A 21,386-nucleotide genomic window follows, 5' to 3' on the forward strand; every position below is an offset into this window, starting at 1 on the left:
TATGACGGGATCATAACGGAAGGTCAGGCATGACGAAGCAGGCAGGCGACTCCTCGAAGAAAACGCACAGCTCCCACTGGGGTGCCTTTTCCGGACAATGGGTCGACGGCAAGCTGGTCATCACACCGCATCCGATCGATCCCGATCCGAATCCGATCATCCAGAATTTCCCCGAGGCGCTGCGCCACAAAGCGCGCATCGCCAAGCCGATGGTGCGCCGTGGCTGGCTCGAGAATGGGCCGGGCCCGGACGAGCGTCGCGGCCGCGACGCATTCGTCGAGATGGAATGGGACGAGGTGCTCGACCTGCTCGCCGGCGAGCTGAAGCGCGTCAAGGACACCTACAGTGCCAAGGCGATCTATGGCGGCTCCTATGGCTGGTCGAGCGCGGGGCGTTTCCATCATGCGCAGAGTCAGATCCATCGGTTTCTGAATGTCGCGCTTGGCGGCTATGTGCGTTCGGTCAACAGCTACTCGGCCGGCGCATCGACGGTTCTCATTCCGCACATCCTCGGCAACTACGAAGACATGACCCGCCGCAATATCGGCTGGGATGAAATCGTCGAGCACACCGATATTATTCTCGCCTTCGGCGGCATGAATACCAAGAACTCGCGCGTTGCCGGCGGCGGCATCAGCAAGCACACCGAACATCGCGACATGATCGCGCTGAGCAAGCGCGGCGGCGAACTCGTGCTGATCTCACCGCTGAAGAGCGACCTGCCGGATGAAGTGAACCAGGACTGGGTCGCCGCGCGTCCCGGCACCGATGTGGCACTGATGCTCGGCATCGCGCACACCGCGGTGATGGACGGCACGCATGATCGCGCCTTCCTCGCCAGCCACACCCATGGCTGGGATACGTTCGAAGATTATCTGATGGGCCGCAGCGACGGGCAGCCGAAGGACGCCGCCTGGGCCGCTGCGATCACCGGCCTCAAGGCCGACGCCATCCTCACGCTGGCGCGTCGCCTGCCCGGCAAGCGCGCGCTATTCGTGGTCGCGCATTCGCTGCAGCGCGCGAAGCATGGCGAGCAACCAGTCTGGATGGCATCAGTGCTGTCGGCGATGTTCGGACAATCGGGCCTGCCCGGCGGCGGCTTCGGCTATGCGCTCGGCGCCATCGCAAACTATGGCCGTCGCCAGAATGCCGTGCCGATTGCCGGCCTGCCGCAGGGCAAGAACGGCGTCAGCGAATTCATTCCGGTGGCGCGTGTCAGCGACATGCTGCTCAATCCCGGCGCACCGTTCGAATATAACGGCGCGCACATGACCTATCCGGATATCAAGCTGGTCTATTGGGCCGGCGGCAATCCGTTCCATCACCATCAGGACCTCAACCGCCTGCGCAAGGCCTTCGCGCAGGTCGATACGCTGGTGGTGCATGACCTCGCCTGGACCGCATCGGCGCGCCATGCCGACTTCGTGCTCCCCTGCACCATGAGCCTGGAGCGCGAGGACATCGGCAGCTCGCAAACCGATCCGATGATGGTGGCGATGCATCAGATGGCCGAGCCTTTTGGCGACGCGCGCGACGACTATGCGATCTTCACCGGCCTGTCGGAGCGTCTCGGCGCCGCCGACGCTTTCACCGAAGGCCGCACGCCGCGTGAATGGCTGAAGCATCTCTATCAGCCGACCTATGACGGCCTGGTCGCCAAGGGTCTCGACGCGCTGGACTTCGACGCCTTCTGGGCCGCCGGCGAAGTGATGCTGCCGCAATTGCCGCTGGATGGCGGCACGCTGCGCGCGTTCCGCGACGATCCCGAGGGCACGCCGCTGCCGACCACCAGCGGCAAGATCGAGATCACGTCCGATACCATCGCCAGCTTCGGTTACGACGACTGCCCCGGCCATCCCGTCTGGCTGACGCCAGAAGACACTGTCGATGCGACCAACCCGCTGCAGCTTGTCGCCAATCAGCCGGCGTCGCGTCTGCACAGCCAGCTCGATTTCGGCGGCCATAGCAGTGCCGAGAAGCGCCGCGGCCGCGAGGTCGCGCGCATGCATCCGATCGATGCCGATGCGCGCGGCATCAAGGACGGCGACATCATCAAGCTGTTCAATCAGCGCGGTTCGTGTCTCGCCTCGGTGGTGGTCACCGAAGACGTCATGGCCGGCGTTGTGCAGCTGCCGACCGGCGCCTATTACGATCCGGAAGATCCGAACGAGGAGAAGCCGCTCTGCGTGCACGGCAATCCGAATGTGCTGACAAGGGACACCGGCACCTCGCGCCTGGCGCAGGGCTGCACCGGCCAGCTCACGGTGGTGAATGTCGAGAGGTTCACCGGCAACCTGCCGCCGATCCAGGCCTACGACCCGCCGGTCCCGGTGATCTGGCCGCGCCCGCCGAAGCTGGAAGCGGCGGAATGATCTTACCTCTCCCCGCTCTTTGCGGGGAGAGGTCGCCGCGTCTTCGCGGCGGGTGAGGGGCCGCGCGCGACATTCGCCACAGCGCCAGTCTCTCGGGTCGCGTCCTTGAACCACACGGCATCATTCAGAGAGATCCGAGAGGGCTTTTGTGTGGCTGGCCGCGTGCCATGCCCCTCACCCGGCGCTGTGCGCCGACCTCTCCCCGCAAATGCGGGGCGAGGTTAAGGAAGCCCTGCGCCCCTCACTTCGTCCCAAACGTCTCCCGCATCTTCGCCTGGATCTTGGCCATGCCGCCGATCCAGCGGTCGTAGTTCTCGGTCTTCTTGCGCATGTAGTCGATGACCTGCTTGTGCGGCAGGATCAGGAACGTCTCCGCCTCGATGCCGGCGAGTGCATCCTGCGCGACCTGCTCCGGCGACAGATTGCCGTCATTGGATTGCGGGCCCTTCGGAATGTTCTTCAGCATGTTGGTATCGACACCCTGCGGGCACAGGATCGAGACCTTGATGTTATCGGCCCGGTGCGAAATCGCGAGATTTTCGGCGAAGCCAACCGCCGCATGTTTGGTGGTCGAGTAAGCCGGGCTGCCGACTTGCGAGAGGAGCCCCGCGGCCGAGATCGTGTTGAGGAAGTAGCCGCCGCCCCGCGCCTTGTAGAGCGGGATCAGATGCCGCGCCGCATAGACATGCGCCATCACATGGATCGCCCAGCTCCGCGCCCATGGTTCATCCGATGTGCCACCGGCATTCGGACTCATGGGATCGAAGCCGCCGCCGATACCGGCATTGGAGCAGAACAGCGCGATCGGCCCGTAATGCCGTTCGGTCAGTTCGATCACATGCTGGATATCTTTTTCCTTGCCGACATCGCATCGGAATGCGGCGCCGCCGATGGACTCTGCAACGGCGGTCGCGCGCTCACCGTCGAGATCGACGACGACGACTTTCGCAGCGCCCGCTTTATGAAATGTCTCGCATAGCGCCTGGCCGATGCCATTGGCGCCACCGGTCACGACGACGACCTTGCCGTCTACCCGCATGCCGCACTCCCTTTGTTTGTTTTTGTTTCTTATTAGAGCATGATCTGATCCGAAAACCGGTACCCACTTTTCGGGATGATGCTCTAGGTGCTCAGCACCATGTCGAGCACGGCCGTATAGTGGCATGCGGCGCCGAGCAGGACAAATGCGTGCCAGATGGCGTTCTGGAAACGCAGCCGCTGCCAGGCGTGGAATACGACGCCCAGCGTATACAGCGTGCCGCCGGCAGCGACGAACCACATGGTGAGCGGCGGCAGCGGCGTGAACACGGCGTCATAGGCCATCAATCCGCTCCAGCCCATGGCGAGATAGAGCACCACGGCGAGCCGATCGAAACGGCCGGGATAAACGAGCTTGATCACGATGCCGGTGATGGCGACGCTCCACACGCCGGCCAGCAGCGAGATCGCGAGCCGCGTGTTGGCGATCTGCGCAAAGAATGGCGTGTAGGTCGCCGCGATCAGCAAATAGATCGCGGAATGATCGAAGCGACGCAGGAACCACTTTCGCGGCGACACCGGCCACATATTATAGATGGCCGACAGCACCAGCATCGCCAGCAGGCCCACGGAATAGACCGAGACGGTCACCACTTCATAGGCGGTGGCGAAAACGGCAGCGAGCACGATGAGGACAGTGGCGGCGATCAGGCCGGAGAACACGCCGAGACCGTGAACGATGCCGTCGGCGATCAGTTCGGCACGGTCGTAATTCCAGCGGATCGCGCCGGCCACCATGTGAGCGGAATTACTGGTCAGTTCTTTGATTCGGAAAACGGTCATGGTGGCGTCAACCCGGCCGGTGCGATGCGGTGAGCTTGCCCCGTAAGCCCGCCTGTGACTTCCCCTGAAATCAGCGATAGATCATAGGCTGGAGATCGTCAACGAAAGCCAAACGACGAAGTAACGACGCTTTCGTGACGAACTTGATTTCAGCCAGACAATCGCCATTTTTGAAGGCAGGCCAATACCCTTCACGTTCACCATGATGAGCTTTCCCGCACGATGCCCAGCCTGTCCGAACTCGTCGAAGAAGCACGGCTGTCCGCGCGCGCATTGCTCGATTATGGCGATGGTCTGTTCAATCCCACTGTGCGGCTTGGGGTCACAGGCCTGTCGCGCGCCGGCAAGACGGTCTTCATTACCGCGCTGGTGCATGGCCTGACGCGCGGCGGACGCTTTCCCGTCTTCGAGTCGCTCGCCACCGGACGCATCGCCAAGGCGCGTCTCGCGCCGCAGCCCGACGATGCCGTTCCCCGGTTCGCCTATGAAGAGCATCTGCGCACGCTGATCGACGACCGCCGCTGGCCGAACTCAACCACCGATATCAGCGAGCTGCGTCTGGTCATCGACTATCAGCGCGCGAGCGGCGCCGACCGCAAGCTCACCCTCGACATCGTCGACTATCCCGGCGAATGGCTGCTCGACCTGCCGCTGCTCAACAAGAGCTATGAGGAATGGTCGGCGGAGAGCCTCGCGCTGTCGCGGCAAGGACCGCGCAGGGCGCTGGCTGCGGCGTTTCACGCGCATCTCGCCACGCTCGATCCCAATGCGCCGGAGAATGAGCAGGCGACGCTGACCGCGGCGCGGCTCTTCACCGACTATCTGCGCGCCTGCCGCGACGAACGCTTTGCCATGAGCCTGCTGCCGCCGGGCCGCTTCCTGATGCCGGGCAATCTTGCGGGCTCACCGGCGCTGACCTTTGCGCCGCTCGACGTCGCCAGTGATGGCAGCGCACCGGATGGTTCGCTGTGGGCGATGATGAAGCGACGCTATGAGGCCTACAAGGACGTCGTCGTCCGCCCTTTCTTCCGCGATCACTTCTCCAGGCTGGATCGGCAAATCGTACTCGTCGATGCGCTCTCTGCCTTCAACGCGGGACCCGAAGCACTGCACGATCTCGAAGCCGCCCTCGCCGGCATTCTCGATTGTTTCCGCATCGGCCGCAGCACGATCCTCAGCACGCTGTTCCGCCCGCGCGTCGATCGCATCCTGTTTGCGGCGACCAAGGCCGATCATCTGCATCACCTCAGCCATGACCGGCTGGAGGATGTGCTCAGGCGCACCGTGACCAAGGCCGTTGCACGCTCGGAGTTGGCCGGTGCGTCGGTCGATGTCGTCGCCATCGCCGCCGTGCGCGCCACCAAGGAAGCGCTGGTGCAACGCGGCCGTGACAAGCTGCCGTCGATATTGGGCACGCCGGCCGCCGGCGAGGTCGCCAATGGCGAGACCTTTGACGGCGAGACCGAAGTCGCGACCTTTCCCGGCGATCTGCCGACCGATCTCGATGGCTTGTTCACCGGCGGTTCTTTCAAGGGCCTCTCGACAGATGGCGCCGACAAGGCCGACTATCGCTTCCTGCGCTTCCGCCCGCCGCAACTCACGCGCGATGGCGGCGAGGAGCCGGCACTGCCTCACATCCGCCTCGACCGCGCGCTCCAGTTCCTGATCGGAGACAGGCTGCAATGACCGACCGCACGCGCCGCCCGGCTACGTTCCGGCTCGACGATCCCCACGTCACCGTCCTGGACGCCGACGAGGACGCCGGCCACCTCAAACGCGGCACCATCCGCATCACGCCCGAAGCCGATCCGATGGCGGTGCCCGTCGTCATCGACGAGCCGCTACGACCCGTACGATCGGGCTTCCGCTGGGGCACGCTGTTCTGGACCGGGCTCGGCGGCCTCGTGCTGCTCGGCACGGGTCTGGGCGTCACGCAACTGGTCCGCGACCTGTTCGCGATCAATGACGGCCTCGGCTTTCTTGGCCTCGGCTTCGCCGCGCTGGTCAGCATCGCGCTGATCGCCATCATCACACGCGAGGCGCTGAGCCTGATGCGGCTCGCCACCATCGAGAAGCTGCATGCCCGCGCGCTGGCCGTGATCGCCAGCGACGACCATGCCGAAAGCCGCGCCGTTCTCGCTGACCTGCTGAAGCTCGCACATACCAATCCGCGCCTCGCCCGCGCGCGCACGGCTCTGCACGGCCATGCCGATGACATCATCGACGGCGCCGATCTCATTCGCGTGGCCGAACGCGAATTGATGAGCCCGCTCGATATCGAAGCGCGTCGCCTCGTCTCGGTCGCCGCGCAGCGCGTCTCGGTGGTGACCGCCGTCAGCCCGCGCGCGGTGGTCGATGTCCTGTTCGTCGCTGCGGCGGCGATCCGGCTGGTGCGCCAACTCGCAAAACTCTATGGCGGCCGGCCGGGGACGCTGGGCATGATCACGTTGATGCGTCATGCCATCAGCCATCTCGCCATCACCGGCGGCATGGCCGCCAGCGACAGCATGATCCAGCAGGTGCTCGGCCACGGCATCGCGGCAAAGCTCTCGCAGCGGCTCGGCGAAGGCGTGCTCAATGGCCTGCTCACTGCGCGCCTGGGTCTCGCCGCCATCGACGTGACGCGGCCATTGCCGTTCACGGCGCTGCCACGCCCGCAGCTTGGCGATCTCGCGAAGGATCTGCTGCGCAAGCGCGACGGAGAAGAGAATACGTAATCCGCACGACTTCTAGACCGCTGCCACGCAGTCGACCTCAACGTCGAACGGGCCATGCCACCCTGCAACGATGAAAAAGCCGCGCGCCGGCGGATCCGCAGAGAAGTAACGCGCATAAACCCGATTGATGGTTTCGAACTGATCGGCCCCCGTGCAATAGACATTGCACTTGATCACCCTGTCGATCGATGAGCCCGCAGCCGTAAGGCACAGCGCCATCTGATCGAGGACAATCTCGATCTGCCGCTCCAGCGAGAAACGCCTGATTTCACCGGTCTCGGGATCATAGGGCGGCAGTTGCGAGACATAGACGAGATCGCCATAGCGCACGGCCGGCGCGACAGGAACCTTTCGTGCCGCGAAATAGGATGAGAACGGTTCGACGCGAATGAACTGTGCCTGCATGTTTCCGCTCCCGGCTGCCATTATTGATCGCATCATCGCACGGGGGACGGCCGGCGCCGGGCCAATTGGTTCGGCGCCGGCCGAACCGACGGGAGTGGCGAATTATCCGGCGAGCCGCTACGCTGGGATATGGTCGCCTCCGCAAACATGGTCGAAGTCGCAGCGCTGGTTGGTGACACTGCGCGCGCGACCATGCTTGCGGCACTCATGGGAGGTCAGGCGCTCACGGCAACCGAGCTGGCGTTTCAGGCTCGGATATCCCGTCCCACCGTGAGCGAACATTTGGCTCAGCTGCTCAACGCGCGATTGATATCGGTGACACCGAGCGGGCGATTTCGTTACTATCGGATCACATCACCGCTCGTGGCCCAGATGCTGGAGAGCATGATCGCCGTCGCGGCCCTGGAAATGCCACCGAGGCATCGACCGCGTTCTGCGCGCGATGAAGCGTTGTGCCTTGCGCGCAGTTGCTACGATCATATGGCCGGACGGTTGGGCGTTGCAGTCGCGGACGCGCTGATCGAACGAGACTACATGCATCTGAGCGCAGATGGCGGAGCCCTTACCGACGCAGGCCACCGCTTCCTCTGCGACTTCGGAGCCAGGCTTGAAACCGACCGCCGCAGCAAGCGCATCTTCTGCCGGGCCTGCCTGGACTGGAGCGAGCGGCGCTATCATGTGGGTGGATTGGTCGGCGCCGAGCTTCAACGGCGGTTTCTGGAACTCGGATGGGTTGCTCGAACGGGCGCGACCCGCGCCTTTAAAGTAACGGATACCGGCAAGGTTGAATTGAGAGATATATTTGGCATCGATCTGGACGTCGCATGCACCAATCGCGGCCTGCTTCCGCCTCGTCAACCAGGAGAGAGTCCTCAGCGCGCTGCCAGCTGAATGCGTGACGGCACAGACATCTCCGCCAGCGCCGGCCAGCGATAGAACGGTGTATCAGGCTTCGGCGTCAGGTCCGGCGTCCAGCCCGTGAGCTTGTCGATCGCATAGTGCTTCATCGCCGTGCCGCGCCACATGGTATCGACTTCAGCAACAGGCGTGAGCACTGCACTCGTCGTCGCCAGCAGCGGGCGCTGATTGTCCGCGGTCTGCGCGATGTAAAGTCCGGTGTGCCCCTTGATTCTGTCCATGCCGGGATCGCGGAAGCCGATAAATCTGGCGCGCTCGTTGACCTGCACCACCGGGACCTTGTCCTTCAGATGCCAGCGCAGCATCGCATAGGTGCGGTAGTCGGTCGTCGCGATCCAAGTGGCGCCGGTGGTCTTCATCTCAGCCAATGCGCGGTCGGCCAGCACCTGATAGCCGCCCTCGCCGCCGAGCGGATCGTTCTTGCCGATCAGGTTCCACGGCGCGGCCACGCTGTAGAGGAACACCAGCACCACCAGCGGAATGCCGGTGGCGATGGCGGCGATGCTCCAGCCATAGGAGGCACGCACCATGCGCTGCGACCAGCCGTCGCCCGCGAGCTTCGTCAGGTTGATCGCCGCTGCAGCGATGCCGGCGGGCCAGAGGAACATCGGCCAGGTATCGCCGACACGCAGGGTCAGCGACTTCCATGCAAAGAAAAAGAACGGCACCAATACACAGGTGGCGAGCAGGATCGCGACCGGTTCGCGGCGGCGATAGCCACGCCATGCCGTGACGACAACCGCGGAGAGAATGACCGGCATCAGGATGAAGCCGACCTGACCGAACTGCAGACCGAGAAAATCGCCGAGCGTGCGCAGCGACACCTCGTTGTTCGTGGTGGCGCGGATGAACTGGAACCTGAACGACGCCCAGTCGTGGCCGGCATTCCAGATCAGGACCGGCGACGAGATCGCCAGTGCGATCAGCACGGCCAGCCAAGGATACGGGCTGCGCAGCCAGCGCCCGCGCCATTCCGGCACCAGCATGAAAGCGAGAATGCCTGGCACGAACATCACCACGGTCAGCTTCGACAGCAGCGCGAGACCGCCGAAGACACCGGCCGCGAGCCACCAGCGTCCGTCATGGCTTTCGGCCAGCCGCAGCAGCGACCACAGCATCGCCATGGCGAACGGGATCAGCGCCACGTCCGGCGCGACCTTGGCCATCAGCAATCCGTAATACAGCGCCGCTTCCGACATCAGCACCGCCAGCAGCACCGCGCGCAGATCCTGCGTGACGCGGCGAACGATGTCGGCGAGCAGCAATTGCGTCACCGCCATCGCCACGATGCCGGCGAAACGCGCGCCAAAATTCGTGTCGCCAAAGATCAGCGTGCCTGCACGGATGAACCATGAGATCATCGGCGGATGATCGAGGAACGACAGCACGTTTTCCTTCGACCAGGTCCAGTAATAGGCCTCGTCGGTGCGCAGATCGAACAGCCCGGCATAGACCAGCCGCATCGCTGTCAGCGCGACCAGCAATGCTCCGATCACCCAAAAGGCGCGGCGGGAGACATTCCGATCGAGGTAAGGGTCGGGGAAAGACGTCATCGCCGAGCTTTTCGGCGGACTTCGCCATGCTGTCAACTTGTTGACTTTACTGCTGGATAAGGTCTGTCCGGAGGCCGCTCCGGATGGCATCGGAGCGCGTCTCGCCGTAGGGTTTCGCCATGGACGCCTCGCTCAATCCCGCCAGCAACCTGCCCCGGACGGCCCCTGCCACCGCGTGGTGGCGCGGCATCGGGCTGCGCCAGGTCAGGCTGGTCTGCGGACTGGTGCTGTTCACCTATCTGCTCAGCCATTTTCTGAATCACGCGCTTGGCAATATCTCGCTCGACGCGTTGCAGACCGGCGTCGTGATCCATGCCGGCTTCTGGCAGTTCTTTCCGGTCGCCGTGACCTTCTATTCGGCGGTGACGATCCATGGCGTGCTCGGGATCTGGGCGCTGTTCGAACGCCGGCAATTCCGCTGGCGAGCCGTCGAGCCGCTGCAACTGGTACTCGGGCTCAGCATTCCCGCGCTCATCGTCGGCCATGTGGTCGCCGTCCGCCTGGGAGAAAACCTGTACGACATCAATCGCAGCTATCCTCAGGTGTTCTATGGCTGGATCACCTCGCCCGCGAAGACGTGGTCGATGTATCTCGTGGTGGTCGTGTCCTGGCTACACGGCTGTATCGGATTGTATTTCTGGCTGCGGCTGAAAGCACACTTCAAGAGCCTGGCGCCCTATCTTCTGTCGGCTGCCGTGCTGATCCCGACACTGGCGCTGCTTGGCATCTTCCAGGGCAAGCGTGAGGTCGAGGCCAAGCTCGCATCGCCGCACTGGCAGGCCGAGAATTTCGGCCCGGACCGGATGGGCACCGCTCCACAGCAGCAGACACTGGGCGACATCACCGACGATCTCCTGATCGGCTATCTCGCGCTGCTTGGTATCGTGCTCGCGGCCCGGGCCATCCGCATGGTCGTCGAACGCCGCGCCGGGATGATCAATCTGTCCTATAGCGACGGTCGCAAGCTGCGCGTCCCTCTCGGCCTCAGCGTGCTGGAAGCGAGCCTACGTCATCGCGTGCCGCATGCCAGCGTCTGCGGCGGACGCGCGCGCTGTTCGACCTGCCGCATTCGCGTCACCAGCGGTGTCGAGACATTGCCGGCACCTTCCGCGCGCGAAGCCTTCGTGCTGAGCAGGATCGGCGGCGCTGCAGATCCCGCGGTCCGGCTGGCCTGCCAGTTGCGGCCGACAACTGATGTGGCCTTCGTTCAACTGTTCGCCCCGCAAGTGACCAGCGCGAATGCGCACGCATCGCAGCCGGCGCGGATCGGCCAGGAGCGTTATCTCGTCTGCATGTTCGTCGACATGCGCGGCTCCACCATGCTCGCCGAGAAGCGGCTGCCTTACGACACGGTGTTCATCGTCAACCGCTTTCTCGACGCCGTCTCGCGAGCTGTGATCGCAAGCGGCGGCAAGCCCAATCAGTTCATCGGCGACGGCGAGCTGGCGCTGTTCGGCCTCGCCTGCGATCCGCAGACCGCGTGTCGTCAGGCCCTGCAGGCTGCACGGCTCATTGCCGAAAATATCGACGAACTCAATCGCGCCCTCGCCCATGACCTGCCGCAGCCGCTGCGTTTCGGCATCGGCATTCACGGCGGCGAAGTCATCGTCGGCGATATCGGCTATCGCGACCACATGGTGTTCACCGCACTCGGCGATGCGGTCAATGTCGCCGCGCGCCTGCAGGACATGACCAAGAGCCTCGCCTGCGAAGTCATCATCTCCGAAGAAGTAAGCACCACTGCAGGCCTCGCGGGTGACGCGCTGCCACAACAGGACGTCGCGATCCGCGGTCGCGCCGCGCCGATGAATGTACGCACGATCACAGATGCGAAGTTGCTTTCGTCTCTCGTTACCAGCGACATGGTTTCCGCGCTTTAACGCTGTTCCTGCAGGGCGCACATGCTTTGCCCGCCTGAACAAGTATTCAGAAAATTCCTACAGAATTTCTTCGAACCCGCTCCGAAATCGATGCGACGAATTTGCGATGGATCGAACAGACAGATCCCGCAACCAGCGCTTCGCGCATCACTGAAGGAGAACGACCATGTTTCGCAAACTCGCACTCGCATTCGTTGCAGCAGCTTCCCTCGGCGCGATGGCACTGACGCCGTCCGCCGCATCGGCCCATGGCTGGGGCTGGCATGGCCATCACCACCACTTCCATGGCGGCGGCTTCTACGGCCCCACTTTCGGCATTGGCTATGTCGGTGGCGGCGGTGGATGCTATGTGAGCCGCCGCGTGATGACGCCCTACGGCCTGCGCTGGCGCACGGTTAACGTCTGCTACTAATCCTCGCATGAGGGCTGCGAACCCCGGCCACCTCGGCCGGGGTTTTGCATTGCAGCGATATCACCAGCGTGCAGGCGACAACGCATGGTCGTATTGCGACCGAACCCGGCACTCTACTTTTGCGACCTTCCGCCGCGTCGGAAACATCCTGAATAGCGACGAATCCCGGCAAATTGGACAGATAACGGTCGGTTTGGACGATTTCTGCACGCCGTTTGAGCTATCAAGCTTGGCAATCCGCGGGTAACGTGCGCATGTCGGATATGCCGGTTTGCGGGGACCGGCAGTTCGTTATCGATTTTGATCCCGCGGAGACGACGTGATGACTAAAGGCACTGTGAAGTGGTTCAACCCGACGAAGGGTTATGGATTCATCCAGCCGGCGAATGGCGGCAAGGACGTGTTCGTTCATATTTCGGCAGTTGAGAAGGCTGGCCTTTCGACACTGAACGAAGGACAGACCGTTGAATTCGAGGAAGTTGCCAACCGCGGCAAGACCTCGGCTGAGAACCTCAAGGTCTGATGCATCTGGTTTGATACCAGTGTGATCCGGCTGCTTCCCCGAAGTTTTCCAGATCACGCCTCAACAATGTAGAGCGCATTCGGCACGAGCGGTTTCCTCCAAAGGGGCACCTCTCCTGCAACGCAATCAGTTTCACGCAGGATTGCGCTAATTCGATCCGCGGTGTGCGCTCTAGCCTAACTCCAAAAACCCGAGCTGAGATCTTTCGAAGGTCCGCTCCTCAGAGCCGCCAGTTGACGTGACGCACGCCTCAGCGACGCGACGGCGCTCCATTCCCTGCTTCAGTTTTCCTTGACCCACTGATCGGCCGGCTTGACGTCCGGGAGCTGCGCATAGCCGCGCGTCCACATGTCGACCACCCATTCGGTGCCCGTCGCACGGTCCAGCAGCACGGCGGTATTGTGCGGCGTCTGCAGCACCAGCGCATTGCCGCGATAGCGCGGATTGCCCACCGTGTGATGCTTCAGCAAACCCCAGTCCTGGATGATCAGCAGCAGGCTGGTGACGTTGCGCGTCGTGTCCCAGCAATCGAAATTATGCTTGTCGTCGAAATAACGGAAATCCGCATTGGCGATCCGCTTGTCGGTGCCGAGCACCGGGCCGACGCGGCGGTCCCACCACACCACCGCCTTCTGCACGGCCGCGCGTTCCGCCGCGGCCGACCCCTTGCCCGCGGCGAGAAGCTTGGTGAGCGCACCCCTGTCGGCAGGCGTGAAATCGAAGGCGTGGCGACGCCGGCAGACGAAGCCATAGCAGATGGTCATGGAACCGGCGGATGGCGGGTAGATCGACACCGACGTGTAGAGATCGCTGACCTCGCGGGACATTTCGATCGCGCGCGCATGCGACATCGAGAACAGGCCGGTCAGCGCGATGACACCTGCCGCCATCAGAATACGAAAATCGGCGACACGAAGATTGAAGTAGCCTGCCCGCATGATTTGCTCCGAGAGAAACGCGCGGAAACCTAACGCAGCGTTCTCGGACTGCCAAGGCAACGGCGGCGTTATCCCGGCTCGCTATCCCACCGGCAGCGGTGCGTCGCGCTTCACTTCTTCCATGACCGCGTAAGTGCGGCTCTCGCGCACGCCGGGCAGCGCCAGCAGGCTTTCGCCGAGAAAACGACGATAGGCGCTCATGTCGGCCACGCGCGCCTTCACCAGATAATCGAAACCGCCCGCCACCATGTGGCACTCCAGCACTTCCGGCGCGAGCCGCACGGCGCGGGCGAAGCGTTCGAATACATCCGGCGTGGTCTTGTCGAGCAGCACCTCGACGAAGACCAGGAGGCCAAGACCGAGCATCTGCGGATTGAGCCGCGCGCCATAGCCTTCGATATAGCCGTCGCGTTGCAGCCGCTTCAGCCGCTCGCCGATCGAGGTCGGAGACAGGCCGACCTTCTCGGCCAGCTCGACATTGGCGATTCGGCCGTCAGCCTGTAGGACGGCGAGGATTTTCCGGTCAATCTTGTCGATATCGCTCATACCGGGTGTATAGCACGATCATTTCCGGATTATCTAAGGTAAAATTCCGATATCTCCTATCGAACTACGGACAGACCGGGATTAGGCTTGAAGGATATCCGAGGAAACGCCCATGCCGCCCGATTCCATGCCTGCCTTCACCGCTCCCTATGCACCGGATGATGGGGCCATCGCCGCCGGGCTTCTGGCCAACGCGGCCATGACGCCCGCCCAGGACGCGCGGATCGACGCAACGGCCACGCACCTGATCGACGCGATCCGCGCCAAAGACGACCGCTTTGGCGGTGTCGAGGACATGCTGCGGGAATATGCGCTCTCCACCAAAGAGGGCCTTGCGCTGATGGTGCTGGCCGAGGCGCTGCTGCGGGTGCCGGACGCCCGGACCGCCGACGCCTTCATCGAGGACAAGCTCGGTCAGGGTGACTTCATTCATCACGAGACCAGATCCAGCGCCTTCCTGGTCAACGCCTCGGCCTGGGCGCTCGGCATCTCCCAGCGGGCGATCCAGCCCGGCGAGACGCCAACGGGCACGCTGGGCCGGCTGGCGAAGCGGATCGGATTGCCTGCGGTGCGCACGGCGACGCGGCAGGCGATGCGGCTGATGGGCAGCCACTTCGTGCTCGGCGAAACCATCGATGCAGCGCTGGCCCGCGCGCGTGCACCGTCCGAGCGTCCGGCGCGCTATTCCTTCGACATGCTCGGCGAAGGCGCGCGCACCAAGGACGACGCACAGCGCTATTTCGACTCCTATGCCTCGGCCATCTCGGCCATCGGCCGCGCCGCGGGCAACAACCCGCTGCCCGACCGGCCGGGTATCTCGGTCAAACTCTCGGCGCTGCATCCGCGCTATGAGGCCGTGAGCCATCAGCGCGTGATGCGCGAACTGGTGCCGCGCCTGATCGCGCTGGCGCAGCAAGCGAAGAGCTATGACCTCAATTTCACCGTAGATGCCGAAGAAGCCGACCGGCTCGAACTCTCGCTCGATGTCATCGATGCGGCCTTTGCCGATCCGTCGCTGACGGGTTGGGACGGCTTCGGGCTTGCGATCCAGGCCTATCAGAAGCGCTGCGCGGATGTGATCGATCACATCGACGCGCTGGCGCGCCGTCACGATCGCAAGATGATGGTGCGGCTCGTCAAGGGCGCTTATTGGGACACCGAGATCAAGCGCGCGCAGGAACGCGGCCTCGCTGGCTATCCGGTGTTCACGCGCAAGGCGATGACCGATCTCAACTATATCACCTGCGCACAGAAGCTGCTGGCTTTACGGCCGCGCATCTTCCCGCAATTCGCCACGCACAACGCGCTCTCCGTCGCGACCATCCTCGAACTGGCTGGCACCAGCGGCGGCTACGAATTCCAGCGCCTGCACGGCATGGGCGACGCACTCTATGAGCAGCTCGGCCAAGATCATCCCGCGATCCGCTGGCGCACCTATGCGCCGGTCGGCAGCCACCGCGATCTGCTGGCCTATCTGGTACGACGTCTGCTGGAGAATGGCGCGAATTCATCTTTCGTGGCGATCGCCGCGGATGACGCTGTGCCTGTCGCCACGTTGCTGCAGCGACCGGCCGCGATTATCGGCGCGCCCGATCGTGCGCGGCATGCGAAGATTCCATTGCCTGTCGATCTCTATCGACCCGAGCGCACCAATTCACGCGGCATCGAATTCGGCGAACGCGCTGCGTTGAACAAATTGCTGGCCGAGATTGCGACCAGCAAGCCAGACATGGGCAAGGTGGTCGATGCCAATGCTGAGCAGGCAAACGCTGCAGTGACAGTGGCGCGCACAGGCTTTGCATCGTGGACCCGCAGTCCGGCTGAAGACCGCGCGGCGATCCTCGACACCGCCGCCGATCTGTTGGAACAGCGCCACGCGTCCTTCATCGCATTGCTGCAACAGGAAGGCGGCAAGACGCTCGACGATGCGCTGTCGGAGGTCCGCGAAGCCATCGACTTCTGCCGTTACTACGCCGCGCAGGGCCGCAAGCAATTCGGCGAGGGCGAGGTGATGCCCGGGCCCACCGGCGAGAGCAACGTGTTGAGCCTGCGCGGCCGTGGCGTCTTTATCGCCATCTCGCCGTGGAATTTTCCGCTGGCGATTTTTCTCGGCCAGGTGAGTGCCGCGCTGACGGCGGGCAACACGGTCGTCGCCAAGCCGGCCGAACAAACGCCACGCATCGCGGCACGGGCCGTACGCCTGCTTCATGAAGCCGGTGTGCCCACGTCAGCATTGCATCTGATCCAGGGCGACGGCAGCATCGGGGCAGCGCTCGTCGCGCATCCCGCCATCGCCGGTGTGGTGTTCACCGGCTCGACCGAGGTGGCCCGATCGATCAACCGCACCCTCGCCGCCAAGGATGGCCCGATCGTGCCACTCATCGCCGAGACCGGCGGCATCAATGCAATGATCGTCGATGCTACGGCTCTGCCCGAGCAGGTCGCCGACGATGTGGTGATGTCCGCGTTCCGGTCGGCCGGGCAGCGCTGCTCGGCGTTGCGGCTGCTGCTCGTGCAGGACGATGTCGCCGACCGCATGATCGAGATGATCGCCGGCGCGGCCCGGGAACTCAAGCTGGGCGATCCCCGTGATGCCGCCACCCATATCGGCCCGGTGATCGACACCGAGGCAAAGCAAAAGCTCGATGCGCATATTGCGCGCATGACGACCGAAGCACGCGTGCACCTTGCGGGCACGGCACCTGCAGGCAACTTCGTCGCACCGCATATCTTCGAGCTCGCGAGCGCACGGCAGCTCACCGAGGAAGTATTCGGCCCGATCCTGCATATGGTGCGCTACCGCGCTGCCGACTTCGATAGGGTGCTGCAGGATATTGCCGACACCGGCTTCGGGCTCACGCTCGGCGTGCATTCGCGGATCGACGATATGGTTGAGCGCGTGATCGCGCGCCTGCCGGTCGGCAATGTCTATGTGAACCGCAACATGATCGGCGCTGTGGTCGGCGTGCAGCCCTTCGGCGGCTTCGGCCTGTCCGGCACCGGCCCGAAAGCCGGCGGCCCGCATTACCTCGCCCGCTTCGCCACCGAGCAGACCGTCACGATCAACACGGCCGCGGCGGGTGGCAATGCAGCATTGATGACAGATCAAAACTGATCCTTCTTACCCTCCCCTGGAGGGGGAGGGTCGGTGAGCAGCACGCAACGCGTGTTGCGAGACGGGGTGGGGTGAAGCCACAACGACGGAGCTTGCTGCTTCACCCCACCCCGCTGCGCGCTATGCACGCAGCGACCCTCCCCCTCCAGAGGAGGGTTAGCTGAGCCCGTTGCATCACCCATCGAAGATGGGTCAAATGCGCCACCGGATTCCAGATGGAATTAAATTCCGGCAGACGGCAAGAACAACACGCAGAACAAAAGCGACGGGAGTGACGCATGGAAGACAGTCTGTTCAAAGGGCTGAAGGTGCTGGACTGCGCGAGTTTCATCGCCGCGCCCGCCGCAGCCACAGTGCTGTCCGACTTCGGCGCCGACGTCATCAAGATCGAACCGCCCGGTGCCGGCGATCCCTATCGCAATCTGCCCAACCTGCCCGGTTATCCCAAGAGCGAGCACAATTATGCGTGGATGATGGAGAGCCGGAACAAGAAAAGCCTGGCGCTCGATCTGGCCAAGCCGGAAGGTCAGGCGGTGCTCTACAAATTGATCGCCGAAGCGGACGTGTTCATCACCAATTTCCCGCCGCCGGTGCGCAAGCGCCTGAAGATCGCCTATGAGGATATCGCACCGCTGAACGAGCGGCTGATCTATGCCTGCTTCACCGGCTATGGCGACAAGGGCGCGGAAGCCGACAAGCCCGGCTTCGACTCCACCGCTTGGTGGGCACGCTCCGGCATGATGGATCTCGTGCGCGCCGACGAGGACACCACGCCCGCGCGTTCGATCGCCGGCATGGGCGACCACCCCTGCGCCATGGCGCTCTATGGCGCCATCGTCACCGCACTTTACAAGCGCGAGAAGACCGGCAAGGGCTGCCAGGTAAAATCCAACCTGATGGCCAATGGCGTGTGGTCGTCGAGCGTGCTGGCGCAGGCCAAGCTGGTGGGTGCCAAGTTCGAGAAGCGCCGCTCGCGCGAGGAAGCGCTCAATGCCGTCACCAATCACTACAGGTGCCGCGACGGTCGCTGGATCATGCTGTCGCTGCTTGCCGAAGAGCGGCAATGGCCGGCTTTCACCAAATGCCTCGGCCGCGAGGACCTGCGCGACGATCCGCGCTTCGCAACCAAACCCGATCGCCATGCGCGCTCGGTCGAGCTGATCAGGATCCTCGACGAGGTGTTCGCGACCCGCGACCTCGCCGACTGGCGCGAGCGGCTCGACGGCAATGGCCTCGTGTTCGGCTTTGTCGGCATTCTCGACGATATTCCGAACGATCAGCAGATGAAGGACAATGACGTGCTGATCCCGTTCGAAGGAACCGACATCCTCACCATCAACAGCCCGATCTGGATCGGCGGCGAGACCAAGCGCAAGCCGCATCTGCCGCCATCCATCGGCCAACACAGCGACGAGATCCTGCGCGCCGCCGGCTTCGATGATGTCGATATCGCGCGGTTGCGCGCTTCCGGCACGGTAGCATAGTCGCGCCGCGGGTTACGCAGCTCGCGCGAAAGAGTTTCAAATTGCGATGCGGCCTGTGATCACGAAGTGGTCACAGGCCGACCTGAAACCGCCTCCCCTAAAACGCGTAGCTGGTCTCGTTAGCGCAACAGGCACTCGCCATGTCGCGCGGCAACGAGATCACCACGCCTGCGGATTCCCCGCCGGCGACGCCACTATCAACCGGGAGACGACCATGTCCAAGAAGCGCATTGCACTGCTGTCATTTGCCGCCTTCAGCACGCTGATGATTTCGGCGAGCTTCCTTGAGCCTGCTGCTGCCAAGATGATGAAGGGCGAGAACACCGTCATGGTTGGCGGCGCCGCGATGTATCCGTCGAAGAACATCGTCGAGAACGCGGTGAATTCGAAGGATCACACCACGCTGGTCGCCGCCGTGAAAGCTGCCGGCCTCGTCGATACGCTGGCCAGCCCCGGCCCGTTTACCGTCTTCGCGCCGACCAATGCCGCATTCGGCAAACTGCCGAAGGGCACGGTCAATACGCTGGTGCAGCCCGAGAACAAGATGACCCTCACCAAGATCCTCACCTATCATGTGGTGCCCGGACGGCTCTCGGCGGCCGACCTCACCGATGGCAAGAAGCTGACGACTGTTGAAGGCGAACAACTCACCGTCAAGCGTTCGGGCGGCAAGGTCACGATCGTCGATGCCAAGGGTGGCGCCTCCACCGTGACGATCCCGAACGTCAACCAGTCGAACGGCGTGATCCACGTGGTCAACACCGTGCTGATGCCGGGCTGATTGATCTTACCTCTCCCCGCTTGCGGGGAGAGGTCGAATTGCGAGCGGAGCGGAGCAATTCGGGTGAGGGGGAGCCAATATTTCACACGCTGGCTCCCCACCCGTCTCGAACGCCCTTCGTGCGTTCGATCCACCCTCTCCCCGCCTAGCGAAGCTATGCTTCGCACTGCGGGGCGAGGGAAACGCTACCGCGCCAGCAGCCAGCCGAAGAAGCCGAGCCCGAGCAGAACCGCCACACCGATCGCCCAGACGCTGACGCGGATGCTGCTTGTCGTCTGCTGTTTGCTCTCGTTCTCGGCGATCGCGATGTCACGTTCCTTGATCTCTTTGTCGGTCTCGTTCATCGCGCCCTCATTTCATTTCACGAAACACATGCCGATCGCAGACGATGCATCGGCACCAATCTGCTGACAGGCGAGACCTTCGGCACAGGTCCAGGTCGCGAAACTCTTGTCCGCGACACCTTTCAGCTTCGGTCGATAACATGTCGCACCCCAGCCATCGAGGAGAGGCGATCCCGCGAGTTCATTGTTACCACGCATCTGCGGGCGATCGGAGAAGCCGCGCGAAAAATCCGGCGCCTTTCCATCGCGCATCGCCATGACGATATCGCGACGGCGGGGCTGGTCACCGATGAAATGCGGCGATGCGGCAACCGTTCCCTGCGATTGGTCTGCCAGCGTGTCCGCGCCCGGAAAATGGAAGCCACCGATGCCGCGGATCTGGTGGCAACCACCGCAGGTGATGTCGTTCAGCCGCCGCGCGAAGCCAGCCGGCGAACGGATATTCTCCAAGGCGCCGCCCTGCGCCACTGCCCGCTCCAGCGCGGCGACGACGTCACGCTCGCTGAACACGCCCTTCCCCTTGCTGTCTAACAGCCCGAATTCCGGCTGCAGGGCCGACGGTGCAAAGCCGGCTGGTGTCGACGACAGCGACGTGGTCGCAAGGAATTTCTCGGGGATCAAAACTGTACCGCGATCGAAAGCAAGGAGATTGACGGGCGCAAGCAGCCAGTCGCGAAACGCGCGACCGAGCGCCGCATCAGCCAGCAACCGGTCACGGTCGATCTGGTTCTCCATGGGTGCCTCGCGAAACTGCTTCACGGTGGCATCGAAGCGAAACACCTTCTGCAAATAGTCGGTGCGGAATTCCTGCGTCTCGGACTTCGGTCGATGCACAATCTGCAGATTGGTCTCGACGCGATCGACATGCGCGGCTGTGATTGTCGCAAGCGGACCATCCGGTTTCAGCAAGCGATCTGCGCGTGCTGCGCCAGTCTCGGTGAATGACGCAGAGTCGAGCCAGCGCCCGGCGAGATCCGTGCATGTCACCGACCTATCATTCGGGTCCTTCGCATGAAGCACAAGATTGAGCGTCATCGGCAGACGCGGCGGCATTGTGCCGGCGGCCGTGCGTGTGAGGCGATAGATCAGCCTGATTTCACCGCAGGTATCGGGTGCGACATAGGCGCGATCCATGCGGTTGACGATTCCGGCGAGCACGAACCGCGCGTCCGGCGATGTCAGCATCGCCTGGTCGAACAGTTGCACATCATGGCCGGGGCCGACACCAATGCTCACGCGCGGCTGGCGGCTCCGGTGATCGGCGAGATAGCGCGTGAACGCATCATCCAACGCGGCGCGGACCGGCGTCATCGCAGGCAGAGCGAACAGGGTATCACTGGGGATCGGTACCGATCGCGCGGGATCGAGCAACTGCGCGAGACCGAGACCGTGGGTCCCGTGCGTCTCCAGCGCCCGCAACACACCGGGATCGGTGACGGCGAGACCGTTGCCCTCTTCAGCCTGCGCGACGGGAGCCACGAGGCACAGCAGGATAGCGATGAAGTTCAAGCGAAGTCGCACGGCGCAATCCCGACGGGTCAGGACGCGAGGCTAGCGCAAAACAAAGGCCGCTGCAC

The 21,386-nt window shown here is 63.4% G+C and carries 18 protein-coding genes; 10 read left to right on the forward strand and 8 right to left on the reverse strand.

Annotation, left to right across the window (positions count from 1 at the left end; genetic code table 11):
- Positions 1-29: 29 nt before the first annotated feature.
- Positions 30-2,372, forward strand: coding sequence for a molybdopterin guanine dinucleotide-containing S/N-oxide reductase (locus AB7828_RS12730; RefSeq protein WP_441230322.1), 2,343 nt, complete (start codon positions 30-32; stop codon positions 2,370-2,372).
- Between the two features lie 241 nt (positions 2,373-2,613).
- Here the strand turns inward: AB7828_RS12730 and AB7828_RS12735 are convergent, their stop codons facing one another.
- Both AB7828_RS12735 and trhA read right to left on the reverse strand, forming a co-directional pair.
- Positions 2,614-3,411 carry an SDR family oxidoreductase gene (locus AB7828_RS12735; RefSeq protein WP_089265298.1) on the reverse strand — a complete coding sequence of 266 codons (798 nt, stop codon included), beginning with the start codon at positions 3,409-3,411 and terminating at the stop codon, positions 2,614-2,616.
- Positions 3,412-3,494: 83 nt separating this feature from the next.
- A complete protein-coding gene (gene trhA / locus AB7828_RS12740; RefSeq protein WP_184518994.1) occupies positions 3,495-4,193 on the reverse strand; it encodes a PAQR family membrane homeostasis protein TrhA in 699 nt (232 codons plus the stop codon).
- Positions 4,194-4,415: 222 nt separating this feature from the next.
- On the opposite strand from trhA, the gene AB7828_RS12745 reads away from it, so the two are divergent.
- Together AB7828_RS12745 and AB7828_RS12750 are read left to right on the forward strand one after the other, a co-directional pair.
- Entirely contained in the window at positions 4,416-5,879 is a 1,464-nt protein-coding gene (locus tag AB7828_RS12745; protein ID WP_184518997.1) for a YcjX family protein, read from the forward strand.
- Positions 5,876-6,910 carry a YcjF family protein gene (locus tag AB7828_RS12750; RefSeq protein WP_441230323.1) on the forward strand — a complete coding sequence of 345 codons (1,035 nt, stop codon included), beginning with the start codon at positions 5,876-5,878 and terminating at the stop codon, positions 6,908-6,910. Before AB7828_RS12745 ends, AB7828_RS12750 begins: the two co-directional genes overlap by 4 nt.
- A gap of 12 nt (positions 6,911-6,922) precedes the next feature.
- Here AB7828_RS12750 and AB7828_RS12755 read toward each other — a convergent pair whose 3' ends face one another.
- Entirely contained in the window at positions 6,923-7,315 is a 393-nt protein-coding gene (locus tag AB7828_RS12755) for a RidA family protein (protein ID WP_441230324.1), read from the reverse strand.
- A gap of 147 nt (positions 7,316-7,462) precedes the next feature.
- Here AB7828_RS12755 and AB7828_RS12760 point away from each other — a divergent pair, with 147 nt between their 5' ends.
- A complete protein-coding gene (locus tag AB7828_RS12760) occupies positions 7,463-8,206 on the forward strand; it encodes an ArsR/SmtB family transcription factor (protein WP_441230325.1) in 744 nt (247 codons plus the stop codon).
- Here the strand turns inward: AB7828_RS12760 and AB7828_RS12765 are convergent.
- Positions 8,188-9,786 (reverse strand): glycosyltransferase family 39 protein, encoded by a 1,599-nt coding sequence (locus AB7828_RS12765; RefSeq protein WP_441230326.1) that lies wholly within the window; start codon positions 9,784-9,786, stop codon positions 8,188-8,190. The two genes, AB7828_RS12760 and AB7828_RS12765, sit on opposite strands and share 19 nt — an antisense overlap.
- Positions 9,787-9,905: 119 nt before the next feature.
- On the opposite strand from AB7828_RS12765, the gene AB7828_RS12770 reads away from it, so the two are divergent.
- The 3 genes from AB7828_RS12770 (at position 9,906) to AB7828_RS12780 (ending at position 12,601) form a co-directional block, all read left to right on the forward strand.
- A complete protein-coding gene (locus AB7828_RS12770; protein ID WP_441230327.1) occupies positions 9,906-11,666 on the forward strand; it encodes an adenylate/guanylate cyclase domain-containing protein in 1,761 nt (586 codons plus the stop codon).
- A 166-nt stretch (positions 11,667-11,832) separates the two neighbouring features.
- Entirely contained in the window at positions 11,833-12,078 is a 246-nt protein-coding gene (locus AB7828_RS12775) for a hypothetical protein (RefSeq protein WP_093756722.1), read from the forward strand.
- A gap of 322 nt (positions 12,079-12,400) precedes the next feature.
- Complete coding sequence (locus AB7828_RS12780; protein ID WP_068734210.1) at positions 12,401-12,601, forward strand: cold-shock protein; 201 nt, start codon at positions 12,401-12,403, stop codon at positions 12,599-12,601.
- 281 nt (positions 12,602-12,882) lie between these two features.
- Here the strand turns inward: AB7828_RS12780 and AB7828_RS12785 are convergent, their stop codons facing one another.
- Both AB7828_RS12785 and AB7828_RS12790 read right to left on the reverse strand, forming a co-directional pair.
- Positions 12,883-13,539: a hypothetical protein gene (locus tag AB7828_RS12785; RefSeq protein WP_441230328.1), complete on the reverse strand. Its 657-nt coding sequence runs from the start codon at positions 13,537-13,539 to the stop codon at positions 12,883-12,885.
- A gap of 81 nt (positions 13,540-13,620) precedes the next feature.
- Positions 13,621-14,085, reverse strand: coding sequence for an Lrp/AsnC ligand binding domain-containing protein (locus AB7828_RS12790; RefSeq protein WP_068734214.1), 465 nt, complete (start codon positions 14,083-14,085; stop codon positions 13,621-13,623).
- A gap of 112 nt (positions 14,086-14,197) precedes the next feature.
- On the opposite strand from AB7828_RS12790, the gene putA reads away from it, so the two are divergent.
- The 3 genes from putA (at position 14,198) to AB7828_RS12805 (ending at position 19,465) form a co-directional block, all read left to right on the forward strand.
- Complete coding sequence (putA, locus tag AB7828_RS12795) at positions 14,198-17,200, forward strand: bifunctional proline dehydrogenase/L-glutamate gamma-semialdehyde dehydrogenase PutA (RefSeq protein WP_441230329.1); 3,003 nt, start codon at positions 14,198-14,200, stop codon at positions 17,198-17,200.
- Positions 17,201-17,478: 278 nt separating this feature from the next.
- The gene (locus AB7828_RS12800) at positions 17,479-18,684 is read left to right on the forward strand and encodes a CaiB/BaiF CoA transferase family protein (protein ID WP_441230330.1); all 1,206 of its coding nucleotides are present in this window, start codon (positions 17,479-17,481) and stop codon (positions 18,682-18,684) included.
- Between the two features lie 214 nt (positions 18,685-18,898).
- On the forward strand, positions 18,899-19,465 hold the full coding sequence (locus AB7828_RS12805; protein ID WP_175368393.1) for a fasciclin domain-containing protein: 567 nt from the start codon (positions 18,899-18,901) through the stop codon (positions 19,463-19,465).
- Positions 19,466-19,650: 185 nt separating this feature from the next.
- Here AB7828_RS12805 and AB7828_RS12810 read toward each other — a convergent pair whose 3' ends face one another.
- Both AB7828_RS12810 and AB7828_RS12815 read right to left on the reverse strand, forming a co-directional pair.
- The gene (locus AB7828_RS12810) at positions 19,651-19,809 is read right to left on the reverse strand and encodes a hypothetical protein (RefSeq protein WP_176454609.1); all 159 of its coding nucleotides are present in this window, start codon (positions 19,807-19,809) and stop codon (positions 19,651-19,653) included.
- 12 nt (positions 19,810-19,821) lie between these two features.
- Positions 19,822-21,330 (reverse strand): hypothetical protein, encoded by a 1,509-nt coding sequence (locus AB7828_RS12815; protein ID WP_441230331.1) that lies wholly within the window; start codon positions 21,328-21,330, stop codon positions 19,822-19,824.
- Between the last annotated feature and the right edge of the window lie 56 nt (positions 21,331-21,386).

The sequence above is a fragment of the Tardiphaga sp. 215_C5_N2_1 genome, assembly GCF_052076055.1.
In the GTDB taxonomy this organism is placed as follows: Bacteria; Pseudomonadota; Alphaproteobacteria; order Rhizobiales; family Xanthobacteraceae; genus Tardiphaga; species Tardiphaga robiniae.

Bases quoted from the DNA above. Each gene is read 5' to 3' on its own strand.
- AB7828_RS12730 (WP_441230322.1), top strand. From the start codon at position 30: ATGACGAAGCAGGCAGGCGACTCCTCGAAGAAAACGCACAGCTCCCAC.
- AB7828_RS12735 (WP_089265298.1), bottom strand. From the start codon at position 3,411: ATGCGGGTAGACGGCAAGGTCGTCGTCGTGACCGGTGGCGCCAATGGC.
- trhA (WP_184518994.1), bottom strand. From the start codon at position 4,193: ATGACCGTTTTCCGAATCAAAGAACTGACCAGTAATTCCGCTCACATG.
- AB7828_RS12745 (WP_184518997.1), top strand. From the start codon at position 4,416: ATGCCCAGCCTGTCCGAACTCGTCGAAGAAGCACGGCTGTCCGCGCGC.
- AB7828_RS12750 (WP_441230323.1), top strand. From the start codon at position 5,876: ATGACCGACCGCACGCGCCGCCCGGCTACGTTCCGGCTCGACGATCCC.
- AB7828_RS12755 (WP_441230324.1), bottom strand. From the start codon at position 7,315: ATGCAGGCACAGTTCATTCGCGTCGAACCGTTCTCATCCTATTTCGCG.
- AB7828_RS12760 (WP_441230325.1), top strand. From the start codon at position 7,463: ATGGTCGAAGTCGCAGCGCTGGTTGGTGACACTGCGCGCGCGACCATG.
- AB7828_RS12765 (WP_441230326.1), bottom strand. From the start codon at position 9,786: ATGACGTCTTTCCCCGACCCTTACCTCGATCGGAATGTCTCCCGCCGC.
- AB7828_RS12770 (WP_441230327.1), top strand. From the start codon at position 9,906: ATGGACGCCTCGCTCAATCCCGCCAGCAACCTGCCCCGGACGGCCCCT.
- AB7828_RS12775 (WP_093756722.1), top strand. From the start codon at position 11,833: ATGTTTCGCAAACTCGCACTCGCATTCGTTGCAGCAGCTTCCCTCGGC.
- AB7828_RS12780 (WP_068734210.1), top strand. From the start codon at position 12,401: ATGACTAAAGGCACTGTGAAGTGGTTCAACCCGACGAAGGGTTATGGA.
- AB7828_RS12785 (WP_441230328.1), bottom strand. From the start codon at position 13,539: ATGCGGGCAGGCTACTTCAATCTTCGTGTCGCCGATTTTCGTATTCTG.
- AB7828_RS12790 (WP_068734214.1), bottom strand. From the start codon at position 14,085: ATGAGCGATATCGACAAGATTGACCGGAAAATCCTCGCCGTCCTACAG.
- putA (WP_441230329.1), top strand. From the start codon at position 14,198: ATGCCGCCCGATTCCATGCCTGCCTTCACCGCTCCCTATGCACCGGAT.
- AB7828_RS12800 (WP_441230330.1), top strand. From the start codon at position 17,479: ATGGAAGACAGTCTGTTCAAAGGGCTGAAGGTGCTGGACTGCGCGAGT.
- AB7828_RS12805 (WP_175368393.1), top strand. From the start codon at position 18,899: ATGTCCAAGAAGCGCATTGCACTGCTGTCATTTGCCGCCTTCAGCACG.
- AB7828_RS12810 (WP_176454609.1), bottom strand. From the start codon at position 19,809: ATGAACGAGACCGACAAAGAGATCAAGGAACGTGACATCGCGATCGCC.